Here is a 14,783-nt window from a genome sequence, read left to right as displayed (position 1 = left end):
GTCGTAGGGGACGCTATTCATATTGTCTCGAGTAAGATTACTGTTCGGCAGCGTGGCGAGCGGCAACTTCGGCGGCTTTGGCCTCTAGTTCAGCCTCGGCAGCAGCTTTTTCGGCAGCTTTGGCCTCAGCAGCAGCTTTGGCTTCTTCTTTTAGTTGCTCAGCCTCGGCCTCAGCGGCGGCGTCATGAACATCGTTGATACTCTTGTCAAAGTCTTTACCGGTGAGACGAGCGCTCTTGCCAGCGCGATCACGTAGGTAGGTCAGGTAATTGCGTCGAACCTTGCCGCGTTTGACGACTTCGACCTTTTCGACTAGTGGGGAATGGAGCAAATATGACTTTTCAACACCAACACCGCTGGTGATTTTACGAACTGTGATGCGGCTATTTAATGAGTCCTTGCGATCAGTACGGATAACGACACCCTCAAACATCTGAATACGGGTTTTGTTACCTTCTTTAATCTTTTGATAGACACGAACTGTGTCACCACTACGAACATCAACCACTTTGGCTTTCTTTTGCGCGTCCGAAATCTCTTTAACTAAATCGCTCATTTCACTCCTAAAAATCAGTTAGAATTTTACTTCTCTAGATTGTATCATAGTTTTCGTTTTATAGCAAATAGGATATACTGGTAGGATAACTAGGAGGGTCTCATGGATTATAATCAGCTGGCATTAGAGTTGCACGAAACATATAAAGGGAAGATTTCATTAAAATTACGCGACAACAGCGAGCTCGATCGTACGAAACTATCGGCCTACTATACGCCAGGCGTGGCAGCGGTGTCGAGCGCGATTGCCGAACACCCGGAATTATTGCCAAAATATACTTGGACGAACAATCTGGTCGCTGTTATCTCGGATGGCTCCGCCGTACTCGGCCTCGGCGATATCGGCCCACGTGGCTCAATGCCAGTCATGGAAGGCAAGGCCCTCCTATTCAAGCATTTCGCTGGTGTTGACGCGGTGCCAATTACCATCGACGTACATTCGCCCGATGAGATCGTATCTGTTGTCAAAGCCATCGCACCGAGCTTTGGCGCTATTAACCTCGAGGATATTGCCGCTCCAAAGTGTTTTGAGGTCGAGGAACGGCTCAAGGCCGAACTGGATATCCCAGTTTTCCACGATGACCAGCATGGCACCGCCGTCGTTGTACTAGCTGGCCTCATCAACGCCATGAAAGTCGTCGGCAAAAACCTGCGCAACTGCAAGGTCGTCATCATTGGCGCTGGCGCCGCTGGCACAGCGATTATGAAGTTACTCCATACATACGGCGTCGGTTCGATTGTCGCAGTTGATAGTAAAGGTATCATCGGCGACACGCGTGATGATCTGAACCAGGAGAAGAAGGCATTGCTGCCTTACCTCGAGACATCACTATCTGGTACATTGAATGACGCCATCGCCGGTGCCGATATTTTCATCGGCGTCAGCAAACCAGGGCTCTTGACCGCCGACATGGTGAGCAGCATGAACGAAAAGCCGGTCGTGTTCGCCCTCGCTAATCCAACGCCAGAAATCATGCCGGACGAGGCCAAGGCTGCTGGCGTAGCCATTATCGCCACCGGGCGTAGCGATTTCCCAAATCAGGTCAATAACGCCCTCGCTTTCCCTGGTATTTTCCGCGGCGCATTAGACCACGGTGTCAAAAAGATCACTGACGAGCATAAAATAGCTGCTGCCGAAGCCCTCGCTAGCCTCATCAAAAATCCGACCGCCGAGGAAATTATTCCTTCACCATTCGACCCCCGCGTCGTGCCAGCAGTATCTAACGTTATTAGATAGAAGATAGCTAGAGTACGCGATTGACTTCTTCGAGCGTGGTTTCCCCGGCCAGTGCCTTCAAAACACCTTTTTGCAGCATGCTCACCATACCTTCGTCGCGAGCAGATTTCTGAATCGTGCTAACATCCATGTCCTTTTCATCACCACGCAAAAACGCCGAGATCTCATCGTTAACAATCAGCTGTTCCATGAGGACAATGCGCCCCCGGTAGCCAAACGGATCACTCTCGGACGTCCCCGGTTTCCAGAGTTTGAAATTATCGAGGTTTGGTCGCTCAACACCCTCTGGGAGGTCGGCGAGGACTTCTCTCACCCATTTCTTGGTTGATTCGTCAGGATCGTACTCAATTTTCGTATCATCGTCTAGTTTACGCACTAGGCGCTGGCCAATCACGAGCCGAATCGCTGTCGCAAACACTGGGTTCGTGCCAATCATGTCAATCATACGCGCAAACGCCGCAGCCGCGTCCTGAGCATGAAACGTCGCGAGTACCAAATGACCAGTGATCGACGCCTGAATAGCCGTTTTGGCGGTATCGTTATCACGAATCTCGCCTACCATCACGACATCTGGATCGAGACGCAGCACGGTGCGCAGTTCATCGGCAAAGCTCTTGCCATTCGTGGTATCAACCGGAATCTGACTAATACCAGGCACATCAAACTCGACTGGATCTTCGAGAGTTAGAATCTTGCGCGATGGATCGTTCAAGGCATTAATAATCGAATAGAGCGTGGTAGATTTGCCGCTGCCGGTCGGACCAACCACCATCACCATACCGCGCGGATGACTCACGATTTCGTCGAGCGCACGTCGTTCATTATCATCGAGACCGAGCACATCCATGTTTAGCATCTCAGAATCAAAGTTGAACAAACGAATCACCGCGTCTTGACCATACGAGGTCGGCACTGTCTCAATGCGCATATTTAGCACATGCGTCGCACCTTTTTCATCGGTAATTTCCTTTACAATGTGACCAGACTGCGAATCAGTACTAGCGGTCGACAGGTCAGATACTGATGCGATAGACGAAAATAATATGCGGTATTTTTCATGACTCAAATGAGCTATTGGATGTAGCGTCCCGTCGATGCGGAATCGCACACGAACATTTTCACGCTGATTTTCCAGGTGAATATCGGACGCACCAAGCGTGTCGGCCTGGGTAATCAGATAATTCAAAATGTCATCGCTACGTACTTCGTCGAGCGTCTGACTGACGTGTTCTAGCATATCGTTATCGCCCGCTTCGCCGATCTCAACGTTGTCATAAACGACTTCTTTGGGCGGATCATACCGTTTCATCAGTACGCGAAAAGCAGAATCGGAAATCAGATTGTAACGAACGTTTTTTGCATCAGCCGCGGCGGTATCATTGATTTCCTGGAGATGCGATTCTGGTGTCGCTAGGGTGATACCATACACCACCGTGCCATCGTAACCACCGTCGTCGAGCGGCACCATCCGATATTTATACATATCAGCTACCGGCATAACACCGTTGACTAGCTTGATCGTTTCATCCTGCTCGCGCATATCACGATACGTCACACCTAAAATATCAGCGCGTTTAGCTGTATTAGCTTCGTCGGCATCACGAAAACGGCGTTGGCGTTCAGCTTCATCCATACCGACAATTATAGCATAAACAGTTTAATGTATTTATCGATAGTTATATGTTAAAATTATGCTATGAAGAGACAGTTCTCCATTAGGAGGTCGAGTGGTAGGAAAATAATGATTGTTGGGCTTATCATCTCGGCGGTGTTAATGGCATCGATTGTTGCGATACTGCTAGAACACCAATCTATCGATCGTAATCTATTTGACACATTGCCGAAACAGACCCAGATGAAAGCTCGTCCACACATTACCGCGGCTCGTAGTCATTGGCTATTTATGGGAGATATCTTCTTTGGTCGCTATATTAATGACTGGTCCGAGGCTAGCAGCCTAAAGGAAAAATATCCTTTTCAAAATCTAGACCAATTCGAGCGCCAACACTATAATGCCTGGATCGCTAATTTTGAGTGTCCATCAGTCGCAGGTCTCCATCTCTCCTCAGCAGCCACAGACAAAACGTTGACGTTTAACTGTGATCCGAACTATTTGCCAGAGGCTGCCAAATGGTTCACCGCCGTTTCACTCGGCAACAACCATACCGACAATCAAGGCGCAGCGGGCTTTCGATCTACGCAGGAGAACCTCACTGCCAACCATATTCAGCATTTCGGTGGTTATGACCCGCGTGATCATGCTAACCTTTGCAATGTGATAACTCTAGAAACAACCGTAACCTACGATTCTGGTAGCGATAAGACCCTGTTGCTACCGTTCGGGTTTTGCGGCTATAATGCAGTATTCAAAATTCCGTCAGATTCCGATCTGGCCGAGATCACGCGCTATAGCCAGCTTCTACCGACCTTTGTCATGCCTCACATGGGCACCGAGTATCAAGCAGTACCTGGCTCGCTAACCGTGGCAACCTACCGCAGGATGATTGACGCCGGAGCCGAGATGGTTATCGGTAATCACCCCCACTGGGTACAGCCTAGCGAAAGCTACAAGGATAAATTGATCGTGTACTCTATGGGAAACTTTATCTTTGACCAACAAACACCACCGGAAAAAACTCGTTCCGCCCTGATCGATGTCGATATATCGGTCAAAAACCCTAGCGAGGTTGAGAAGTGGTCGAGTATTGCAGAAAGTTGCCGCGGTAATTTTAATGCGTGCGAAAAGCTCGCGAGCGACAATACATTATCCAGATTATCTCTAGCATACAAATTTGATGTCAAAGGCTCAAATGACGGTAACAAACTAGTGAAACCAGCTACACCTAGCGAGCTATCGGCTATCAAAGATCGTCTCAAATGGGACCAGACTATGGGCGCACTCGGACAATAAATGCTACAATACTTGAGATGAAATCACGTGAATTCACTAGGGGCAGCCAGGAAATTGTTGTCATAGCCCACAACATCCGCTCGATCATGAACCTAGGCTCGATCGTGCGTACAGCCGAAGGTTTTGGGGTATCAACGGTTTTTACAACTGGTTGGACGGCGTCACCCGACAAAGGCTTGCCTCATGTTCAGAAAAAGATGGCTGGCGAACTGCACAAAACTGCACTCGGCGCCGAGGATATTGTTGCGATACATTATCGAGAAGACGTTTCTGATCTGTTAGGAGATCTGAAACAAGATGGCTACAGAATTGTTGGTTTGGAACAAAGCTCTCGTTCAATCCCATTACCCGACTACCAGCCGCCCGATAAAATCGCGCTGCTACTCGGCGAAGAAGTAGGCGGCATTACTGCGGAATTATTGGAACTATGTGATGATACCGTTGAAATACCTATGTTCGGGCACAAAGAGAGCTTTAACGTTTCAGTCGCCACCGGAATCGCTCTTTATGAACTCGCGCGAGAAACTATTTAATAACTACGCAATCAGCACCGTAAATTTCTGCTACCGACTGTTCTAGCTCATCGCAAGCCTTGGCTGTAAAAGGCATGCGAATAGCATCTTTTTTATCCGCACCGAGGACCAAAACGACATTGCTCGCACCTTCAAAACTTGTGAGTTGCTGTTTGAGTTGGGCCAACTTATCGCCATTAGATGGATCCTTGACATGTACATAGATCGTCTTGACTGCGGTATCGGTGACAGGTTTATACGTAGCGCTCGGGGCATTGACTTTTGGTGTTTCGACTGATGCTGCCGCATTGTGGCGCGGTGCGCCTTTGCCGCCCTTTCGTGGTGCGGCTTTTGGCTGTTTAGTTATATCCATCGTGATGCCAGTCGGCACGTAATTTTCTAGTTTGTCATCGCTAATAATTTCAATTGTATCAATGATTACCGATGGATCAGGCGTGCGGTTGCCATCTCGATCACGACCGCTGATGCGGCCATTGATTTGCACCACCGCGCCGACATCAAAATCTGCTGGCAGAGTCTCAAATATCTTTGGAAATACTACCGTTTCAATCTCGCCAGTTTTATCCTCGATCGCAGCGAATGCCATCTTGCTACCTGACTTGGTGACAATTTGACGCAAACGACTAACCAAACCACCAACCACGACTAGTGTGCCATCTTGATCAGAGTTCAGAGTATCTATCTGGTTAGTTTGCTCACGAAAATACGTGTCGTATTTATCGAGCGGATGTTCGCTAATGTAGAGACCTAGTAACTCACGTTCCCAGCCGAGTCTTTCCTTGGTCGGATATTTGGTCGGACTGACAGCGATGTCTAAATGTGTTTCAGCGCCCGCGACTTTTTCGCCGTCGCCGAGCATTTCAAATAAATCAGCTTGACCTGAGGCAGCTTCCTTTTGGATCTTCTGTGAAAAGGCAATGATCTGATCGAGGCTATAGAGCAGATCCGAGCGATCGCCGCGCACAGCCGGATCATCGGATGACTCAGGCTCGATTACTTCGGCGAAATTGTCGAAGGCGCCGGACTTGATCAACGCTTCCCACACTTTGCGATTACATACTCGTGAGTTTACTCTCTTTGCAAAATCTTCGACACTGGTGAACTTGGCGATAGCTCGCTGGGCTAGTAGACTCTCAATCGCCGTCGAACCAACGTTCTTGACCGCGGACAGACCAAACCGAATATTGCCCGTCTCTGGTACAACGGCAAATTCCGGGAACGACTCGTTAACGTCCGGGTTCATCACTTTGATGCCCATACGATTGCACTCGGCAATTTCGATCGCCAAACGATCAATGTTATTCGAATCGCTCGTCATCAGCGCCGCCATAAAGGCCGCCGGATAATGTGCCTTGAGATAGGCCGTCCAATACGCAATCAATCCATAACACGCCGCATGTGATTTGTTGAAACAGTAATTAGCAAATTCTTCTAGCTGCGACCAGAACAATTCCATAGTGTCGCGCGTAATATCGGGATTGTTTTTAAGAGCACCATCGATAAATTCTGGCTTGATCTTCTGCATCATGTCGAGCTTCTTTTTACCGACAGCTTTACGTAAATAATCCGCCTGACCGCCCGTGAAACCAGACAAATCTTTGGAAATCTGCATGAACTGTTCCTGATATACCAAAATACCGTAGGTCGAACCGAGTGCATTTTCCATTCGGTGATGCAAATAGGTGATCTTTTCCTCACCGTGTTTGCGTTTGATAAACGAATCGATAAACTGCATCGGGCCTGGTCGATAGAGCGCTACCATGGCAACGATGTCATCAAAATGAGTCGGTTTCAGCTCGCGCAGATAACGTTTCATGCCGGCCGATTCCAACTGGAACACGCCAGTCGTATCGCCGCGTTGGAATAAATCAAAAGTCTCCGTGTCGTCCATCGGCAACTCAGATAGATTGATATCAACGCCATACACCTTCCGTACAATACGCATGGTGTTATTAATAATTGTCAGGTTAGACAGGCCCAAAAAGTCCATTTTGAGTAGCCCCAGCTCCTCTATTGGCCCCATCGGAAATTGCGTTGCAACGACACCTTTTTGCGCCATTTCGAGAGGGGCAAACTTGACTAACTCATCTGGCGCAATCACCACGCCCGCCGCATGAACGCCGTGACTGCGTATCGTACCTTCGAGACGAATTGCGAAATCAATCACTCGTTTGCTCGTTGGGTTGGTTTCGTACTCTTGTTTTAAATCTGCATCTATTTCAATTGCTTTGACCAGCGGCACATGATGACCTTGCTGCGGCGGCGGAATCAATTTCGATAGACGATCACTCTCGGCATACGGTACTTCGAGCACCCTAGCTACATCTTTGACCGCCGCACGCGAGGCCATCGTACCAAAGGTTGCGATGTTTGCCACTCGTGATGTCCCATATTTTTCGGTGCAATATTTGATCACCTCGTCACGACGCGTGTCTTGAATGTCAATATCGATATCAGGCATCGAGATACGATCTGGATTCAAAAAGCGCTCAAATAGCAAATCGAACTGCATCGGGTCTAACTCTGTAATCCTGAGCGAATACGCAATAATAGACCCAGCTGCTGATCCGCGCCCTGGGCCAAAAACGATTCCTTGGTTTTTACCCCAGTTAATAAAATCCCACACAATCAAGAAATAGCCGTTAAAGCCCATCTTGCCAATCACGCCCAGCTCGTACTCAGCCCGGTCGAGGATTTCCTGAGACAGCACCTTTTTCGCCTCATCAACCGATAGATCGTTGCCAGCCGGTGCACCACTATAGCGCCAGGCTAAACCACGATAGACTAATTTATCTAGATACGATTTCTCATTCTCACCCTCAGGACAAGGAAAACTTGGGATTAAAATATCGCCCATGCTGATATTCACGTCACAAAGGTTTGCCACGTGCTGCGTATTTAAAATAACATCCGGATATGTCTTGCCCCATCGTTCAATTATTTCCGCTGGATCGGTTACGTGTAGATGAAAATCGCTGAGTGACATGCGGTTTTTATCAGATAAAAATGAACCAGTGCCGACACAGAGCAAAATCTCGTGTGCGTCGGTGTCCTCGACCCGAGCATAGTGCGCATCACACGTCACCACAGCCGGGATACCCAGTTCATCGGCGATTTTCAAGGCACCCTCGTTAATCTGGGTCTGTACGTCCCAACGCTTGGGCGCATCAGGATGTCCATGGTCCTGCACTTCGATAAAGTATCGATCGCCAAAGACTGATTTGTACCACTTTGCTATCTCTAACGCCTTGTCATAATCACCAGCTCGTAGATTCTCGCCGACTTCACCACTGGCACAGCCTGATAATACAATAACGCCTTCGTTATATTTTTCGATCAAATCATGGTCGATACGGGGTTTGTAATAAACACCCTCGAGATTGGCGATCGTACTGAGACGCATCAGGTTTTTAATCCCCTGGTCATTGTAGGCGAGCATCGTCAAGTGATAGCGCGCCTTGTCCTTGGCTGGATCACGATCAGTATGCGAACGAGCCGCCACATAAGCCTCAATGCCTAAAATTGGCTTGATACCTTCGGCTTTGGCAGCTTTGTAAAATTCGATCCAACCAGATAGCGTGCCGTGATCGGTCATAGCCACCGCATTCATGCCAAAATCCTTGACTAGCTTTACGAGCTCTGGAATCTTGGTCAAGCCATCGAGCACAGAGTGGTTCGTATGGTTATGGAGATGTGTGAAATCGTTGGTCGATAATGTTTGAGTAATCTTTGATCGCTCAGACGGCAAGATAGGGGTCGTCTGGCGCCCATCAACAACACTGGATTTTTTATCCGCTTTCCCCTCAGTCATTGCAACTATTGTATCACAAAGACCCTGGGCAGTTTATTTCTTGTTTAGCGAATCAATCAGGCGCTCAGTAAAGTCCCGCGCCCAAGGAAACAGGTCGACAGTCTGAGACAATATCCACACTATGACCGCGACTACTATCGTACCGCCGAGGAATGTACCGAGACCAAAGGCTATGCCGCGTAAAAAGTTCATCTTCATGATTTTACGACGGTTGTTGAGATAGACATCCTCGACTAGCTGACGAAAATCAGCCCGCTGGTCTTCGGTCAACCCAGCTGGTAATGTTCCAGCCTTTTCCCTATCGATAGGCTTTGATTTAGCCGGGATTTTCGGTGATTGATCACCCATCGGGCGTTAGGCCTCAACTTTGTCGGCTGCTTTTTTAGCCTTGTCAGCCAATTGGTCAGTGTTCTTTTTTAGCTCGTCAGCCTTCTTCTTGGCGGCGGCACCGACGCCATCAACCGCTTTTTTCGTCTTGCCCAGAGCTTTATCGGTGACTTTTTTAGTATCATCAACCAGTTTATCTGATTTCTTCTTGATATCAGCCCTAGTTTCTTTGCCTGATTTTGGAGCGGTCAGGATACCTGCCACCACACCGACAACTGCACCGACTATCGCACCAATGGCAAATTTGCCTGTTCCTTTTTTAGCCATTATTCCTCCTTTTCTTTACGTAGTTACGAATATATTTTATCACAATTTTAGCGATTATCGCTGGCGAAGCAATCCGGCGCAGTCCGTCAGAAAACTGTTTGAGGTTTTCAGCAGCTTCACCAATAGCCGTAGCAGCACCTTTGATCTTTAGAGAAATCTTGATAAACAAAATCAGTAGAATGATGCCGAGTATCAGAAACAAGGCTAGGAAAGACGACAATATGATAACGAGAATTTGAAATGCGTCCATGGTTATTATTATATCCTTTGTATGTTAATATGTCCACCTACCATTATAGCACTAATGCTAACATAATGCAAGTCCTGCCGCTATAATCTGGTGATTTCGTCTCTGATATCTTGGCCGTAATCTTCATGATCGATCACGTATTTGAGATGTGCCAGGAAGTAGTTTTTTGGATCACCCGTTGTCATCCATTGGCCTTTGGTTTTTACCACGTACACATCACCCTGGGCAGCCATTTTGGTGATGGCATCGACCGTCCATAGCTCGTCATCGAGACTCGTCATGTTTGGCTTCAGGTAATTAAAGACTTCTGGAGTCAACAAGTAACGACCGTAGCTAGCTAAATTGGATGGCGCCTGACCAATGGCTGGTTTCTCCACGATATTGTCGAGGTGTTTACCATTTTTGAGCGAAATAATGCCATATTTGTCCACGACATCAGGCGTGACTTCTTGGCCCATGATGATAGCTTTGGCGTCTGGATGCTTTTCAAAAGCTTCGCAGAGATCATGAGCGTCCGACGTACCGAACACCACATCGTCGCTATAAATGACAATGAAAGCCTCGTCATCGGCAATATAATCGCGAGCGCTGACAATCGGCGAACCATTGCCGTACGGCAGTGCTGGATCCTGGATAATAATACGAATTTTTGGAAAATCGAGGACTTTGCGAACCACGTCGTAGCGCTTGTCTTTGCCCTGAGCCCTGAGTTGCTTACGAATATGGTTGACAGCGTTATTGAAATAATCTTCGTAAATTGGCTTGCCCTCTGGTGTTGCCACGATAATAATTTCCTTGATATCGGCCGCCACACATTCCTCGACAACGAGTTGCATAATTGGTCGATTGCCGATCGGCAACATACCTTTTGGAATAGTTTTAGCGATCGGCAGGTAACGACTGGCGTAGCCCGCATCGGTGATAATTGCTTTGGTTGGTTTTCTCATTATAGTCTCTCCTTTATTAACTTTTGCGCCAGGCCGGGATTGGCTTTGCCCTGCGATCGTTTCATAGTCTGCCCGACCAGGAATCCAATGACTTTTTCCTCACCATTACGTAGATCATCTACCGCCTTGGCGCAGGCTGGGTCGCTCAAGACTTCGTCGACAATCGCAGCAATTGCGCCCTCATCGCTCACCTGGAGCAAATTTTTTGCCTCGGCAATTAATTTTGGATCGCTATCATGAATCAGCATCTCATTAAAGACTTCCTTGCCGGCCGTCGACGATAACTCATTGCCATCGATCATACTGGCTAGCATAATGAGATGTTCGACTGTCGGTAATGTGCTAGCTGGCCTATCATCGGCCTCACCGGCATTTTCATCCTCACTGGCGAGAGAGCTCACGAACAAGTTGGCAACTTTTCGGGCGGTCTTTACATCGGACTGCGCGAGCGTTTCGCTAATGAGTGCAGCAATATTTTGATCCTTTAATAGAACGCGGATCACCGACCCATCGACCTGCATCGTTTCAAATTGCGATCGATAATCACTCGGTAGGAGCGGCATGTCACGTTGCAATTCGGCAATGTCGGCGTCGGTTAACATCACCGGTGGAATATCGGCGTCTGGCATATAGCGATAGTCCTGGGCGTTTTCCTTGGAGCGCTGCGAGACGGTTTGTTGCGCATCATCGAGCCAGCCGCGAGTCTCCTGGGTAATTGTTTCACCGTTTTCAATCAGCTCAATCTGACGTTTGATTTCATAATCAGTTGCGCGCTCGACCGAACGGAACGAATTCAGGTTTTTAATCTCTGTCCTAATACCAAGTTTTTCACCTGGCTTCGCTACTGAAATATTAACGTCAAAACGCATATTGCCGTGATAGAGATCGCCGATCGTCACGCCCGCATAGGTCATCAGCAGATGAAGCTCCTCGGCGTAGGAGCGCGCCTCGGCAGCCGAGTGAATATCCGGTTCAGCGACAATCTCGATGAGTGGCGTACCGGCACGATTGAGATCAACCAGCGAATGATCACCGTAGTGAGTTAACTTGCCAGCGTCTTCCTCGAGATGGGCGTGATGAATGCGCACTCGCCCGCCAATCGGCAAATCAACATGTCCACCAATGATAATTGGCTGATACATCTGGCTGATCTGGTAGCCCTTTGGCAGGTCAGGATAGAAATAATGCTTTCGATCAAATCGCGACTCGTGAGCAATCTCAGAATTTAGTGCCTTACCGGCTCGTGCTGCCATTCGGATGGCCTCTCGGTTTAGATACGGTAACATGCCAGGCAACGCATAATCAATGACGCTGACCTTGCTATTTGGTTCAGCATCACGAGCATCGTTATCGACACTAGAGAACAGTTTGGTCTTGGTCGCGAGCTGGACGTGACATTCGATGCCGATCGTCGGCAGATAGCCATCGACTAGATAATTCTCGACCGCACCAGTAATTTCGCTACCGTGCTGACCAGCGCTCCCTAAACTCATATCGCCCCCAGTTCTTTTAATGAACGTTTGAAAATAGCCAGGGCTCGGCGACAACCGATAAAGTCAATTTTAGTGTTCGCTTCGTGGGCAACCTGGTTGCGAATCTTGTGCGCTGACCACACCTGATTGATATTTGAAAACTGCTTTTTCGCGGCCTTTAATCGATCGCCCATGGTCTCGCCGGGCACTCCAGATTCTTTCAGGGCTTGGTCGAGTAACTTATCGGCCGATAGAACCGCAAAATGGTAGGTGTCGAGGTTGGTTTTATCGAGCCCGTTCTCGATTTTTAGCCAGGCGCTACGGTATTTTTCGCGGTCTAACAAGCTAGGTCCACCCTTGGTAAAGTTCATAAATACGAGCAATCCGATACCGACAATTAGGACGATAATTAGCATCAGGATGATTGTACCTTGGCTCATGAATGTACCTCCATCGTTTTAGCAAATGATAATAACCTCGCGTCGTCCTTTTGGCGACCAATAATCTGGACACCAATCGGCAGACCTTGATCATTGACACCATTTGGCAGACTCAGCGCCGGCAAACCAGCTAGTGATGATGGCACCGTCATAGCGTCGGCTAGATACATTTTAATTGGATCGGCGGTATTTTCGCCTAGTTTAAAGGCTGGTGTTGGCGCCGTTGGACCAATTAGGAAATCGTACTCATCAAATAGTTTGTCGAACTCCTGGATCAGCAACGTTCGAGCCTTTTGAGCCTGCAAATAATAAGCATCGAAATAACCGCTGCTCAGTACATAGGATCCGATCATGATACGTCGTTTGTTCTCTGGCATGAATCCTTGATCGCGACTCTGACCATAGACATCATCGAGCGATTTAGCTGTCTCCGAGCGCAACCCATAGCGTACGCCATCATAGCGAGCTAGATTCGATGACACTTCGGCTGGCACTACGATGTAATAAATCGCCAGGCTGTATTTGGCCATCGGTAAATCAACGTCCTCGACTGTATGGCCTGCGGCTTTTAGTCGATCAACAAATTCCTTGGTTTTTGCAACCACTTGTTCATCGACACCGTCACCAATAAATTCACGAATTAATCCAATTTTTAATGGCTTGTCAGTAGTCTGGGAGATAAAATAATCATCGTGAACAGTGCTGTCTTTGCCGTCTGGTCCAGCCAAAATCTCAGATAGTAATTCAGCGTCAGCGACCGTACGCGTCAACGGTCCAACGACGTCGGTCGAGCTGGCCATCGCTAGGACACCGTATCTGGAAATCATGCCGTAGGTTGGTTTATAGCCAACCGCACCGTTAAAACTAGCTGGCTGGCGAATCGAACCGCCGGTATCTGATCCGAGCGCAAACGGTACCACGCCAGCAGCGACAATTGCCGCTGAGCCACCAGATGAACCACCAGCCACGCGTTCGGGATCAACGACATTTTTCGTGGGACCAAAAGCGCTGTTTTCGGTCGAGCCACCGTGCGCAAAAGCGTCAAGGTTAGCCTTGCCGATTAAAATTGCGCCCTCCGCGTCGAGTCGCTCGATAGCTGTCGCATCCAGTGGGCTCTCAAAGTTTTCGAGGATCTTGGCTGCGGCTGTCGTATGACCAACAGTAGTTAGGAAATTATCCTTGGCCACATAGGGTACGCCTGCGAGACGTCCGACGTCCTCGCCATCTTTGATACGCGCATCGATTTCGTCGGCCCGGGCTAACGCTTCGTTCTCAAATAATTCTAGTAGTGCATGGAGGTTGTCTTTTTCCTTGGCAGCAGCGATGGCTTTTTCAACCTCGGCACGAGCAGAGCTAACACCAGATTTAACTCGCTCGACAATTTTTATAATTTCACTGTCCATTTATAAAACCTTTGGAACCTTTACCTGATTATTCAACGACTCCGGCGCTAGTGCTAGCAATTTCTCGCGTGGTAATTGTGGTTCGATTTCATCCTCGCGCCAAACATTGGCGAGACCAGTCAGCTGATATGTCGGCTCGACGCCAGTCGTATCTAGTTCTTGCAGCTGTTCGATATAGGTAATAATATTTTCGAGGTCAGCCGTTAGAGCGTCTAGCTCATCGTCGCCCAAACTAATACTGCTCAGCGTCGCGAGATGCGCGACATCGGTTTTACTAACACTCATGATACTTATTATAACATTGACAGAACGAGAGACAAAACAAATCTATCTAATATTACGGCTGTAACCTGGTCATTACATTTTAATCCCGCTCACCCCTATTGAATAGTGCCAGAAGGTATTGAAAATAATAATATTTATGTTCTCATGGTGCCGGCTCGCGCGGCAGCCATCTAGTGAAAATGGTATAATAGACATAGGCAGTATTGTACCGCCTGGGGTATAAACTTTAACGGAAAGGGGTAGATACCATGGCGCGGCGCGGTGGATTTGGCGAGTGGCCAGTAT

At 48.2% G+C, this 14,783-nt stretch carries 14 protein-coding genes; 3 read left to right on the top strand and 11 right to left on the bottom strand.

Going from position 1 to position 14,783, the window contains the following annotated elements; translation table 11 throughout:
- Positions 1 to 37 precede the first annotated feature (37 nt).
- Positions 38 to 556, bottom strand: a complete 519-nt coding sequence (gene rplS / locus IPL44_02870) for a 50S ribosomal protein L19 (GenBank protein QQS17227.1) — start codon at positions 554 to 556, stop codon at positions 38 to 40.
- 102 nt (positions 557 to 658) lie between these two features.
- Between rplS and IPL44_02865 the strand changes: the two genes are divergently transcribed.
- Positions 659 to 1,792, top strand: a complete 1,134-nt coding sequence (locus tag IPL44_02865; GenBank protein QQS17226.1) for an NADP-dependent malic enzyme — start codon at positions 659 to 661, stop codon at positions 1,790 to 1,792.
- Between the two features lie 7 nt (positions 1,793 to 1,799).
- Here IPL44_02865 and tadA read toward each other — a convergent pair whose 3' ends face one another.
- The gene (tadA, locus tag IPL44_02860) at positions 1,800 to 3,425 is read right to left on the bottom strand and encodes a Flp pilus assembly complex ATPase component TadA (protein ID QQS17225.1); all 1,626 of its coding nucleotides are present in this window, start codon (positions 3,423 to 3,425) and stop codon (positions 1,800 to 1,802) included.
- A 108-nt stretch (positions 3,426 to 3,533) separates the two neighbouring features.
- Here tadA and IPL44_02855 point away from each other — a divergent pair, with 108 nt between their 5' ends.
- Positions 3,534 to 4,703, top strand: coding sequence for a CapA family protein (locus IPL44_02855; GenBank protein QQS17224.1), 1,170 nt, complete (start codon positions 3,534 to 3,536; stop codon positions 4,701 to 4,703).
- A 17-nt stretch (positions 4,704 to 4,720) separates the two neighbouring features.
- Entirely contained in the window at positions 4,721 to 5,236 is a 516-nt protein-coding gene (locus IPL44_02850) for a TrmH family RNA methyltransferase (GenBank protein QQS17223.1), read from the top strand.
- Here the strand turns inward: IPL44_02850 and dnaE are convergent.
- From dnaE to gatC, 9 genes are all read right to left on the bottom strand, one after another.
- The gene (gene dnaE, locus IPL44_02845) at positions 5,229 to 9,047 is read right to left on the bottom strand and encodes a DNA polymerase III subunit alpha (GenBank protein ID QQS17222.1); all 3,819 of its coding nucleotides are present in this window, start codon (positions 9,045 to 9,047) and stop codon (positions 5,229 to 5,231) included. The two genes, IPL44_02850 and dnaE, sit on opposite strands and share 8 nt — an antisense overlap.
- Before the next feature lie 33 nt (positions 9,048 to 9,080).
- Complete coding sequence (locus IPL44_02840) at positions 9,081 to 9,395, bottom strand: hypothetical protein (protein ID QQS17221.1); 315 nt, start codon at positions 9,393 to 9,395, stop codon at positions 9,081 to 9,083.
- Between the two features lie 6 nt (positions 9,396 to 9,401).
- The gene (locus IPL44_02835; protein ID QQS17220.1) at positions 9,402 to 9,701 is read right to left on the bottom strand and encodes a YtxH domain-containing protein; all 300 of its coding nucleotides are present in this window, start codon (positions 9,699 to 9,701) and stop codon (positions 9,402 to 9,404) included.
- Positions 9,694 to 9,951, bottom strand: a complete 258-nt coding sequence (locus IPL44_02830) for a hypothetical protein (protein ID QQS17219.1) — start codon at positions 9,949 to 9,951, stop codon at positions 9,694 to 9,696. The genes IPL44_02835 and IPL44_02830 overlap by 8 nt, the downstream gene beginning before the upstream one ends.
- Positions 9,952 to 10,031: 80 nt before the next feature.
- Positions 10,032 to 10,898, bottom strand: a complete 867-nt coding sequence (locus IPL44_02825; GenBank protein QQS17218.1) for an NTP transferase domain-containing protein — start codon at positions 10,896 to 10,898, stop codon at positions 10,032 to 10,034.
- Positions 10,898 to 12,391 carry an Asp-tRNA(Asn)/Glu-tRNA(Gln) amidotransferase subunit GatB gene (gene gatB / locus IPL44_02820; protein ID QQS17217.1) on the bottom strand — a complete coding sequence of 498 codons (1,494 nt, stop codon included), beginning with the start codon at positions 12,389 to 12,391 and terminating at the stop codon, positions 10,898 to 10,900. The genes IPL44_02825 and gatB overlap by 1 nt, the downstream gene beginning before the upstream one ends.
- Positions 12,388 to 12,810 (bottom strand): hypothetical protein, encoded by a 423-nt coding sequence (locus tag IPL44_02815; protein ID QQS17216.1) that lies wholly within the window; start codon positions 12,808 to 12,810, stop codon positions 12,388 to 12,390. Before IPL44_02815 ends, gatB begins: the two co-directional genes overlap by 4 nt.
- Positions 12,807 to 14,213 carry an Asp-tRNA(Asn)/Glu-tRNA(Gln) amidotransferase subunit GatA gene (gene gatA, locus IPL44_02810; protein QQS17215.1) on the bottom strand — a complete coding sequence of 469 codons (1,407 nt, stop codon included), beginning with the start codon at positions 14,211 to 14,213 and terminating at the stop codon, positions 12,807 to 12,809. The genes IPL44_02815 and gatA overlap by 4 nt, the downstream gene beginning before the upstream one ends.
- On the bottom strand, positions 14,214 to 14,498 hold the full coding sequence (gene gatC, locus IPL44_02805) for an Asp-tRNA(Asn)/Glu-tRNA(Gln) amidotransferase subunit GatC (GenBank protein ID QQS17214.1): 285 nt from the start codon (positions 14,496 to 14,498) through the stop codon (positions 14,214 to 14,216).
- Positions 14,499 to 14,783 lie beyond the last annotated feature (285 nt).

Source organism: Candidatus Saccharibacteria bacterium (genome assembly GCA_016699895.1).
In the GTDB taxonomy this organism is placed as follows: Bacteria; Patescibacteriota; Saccharimonadia; order Saccharimonadales; family Saccharimonadaceae.
This window is presented reverse-complemented; position numbering and strand designations above follow the sequence as displayed.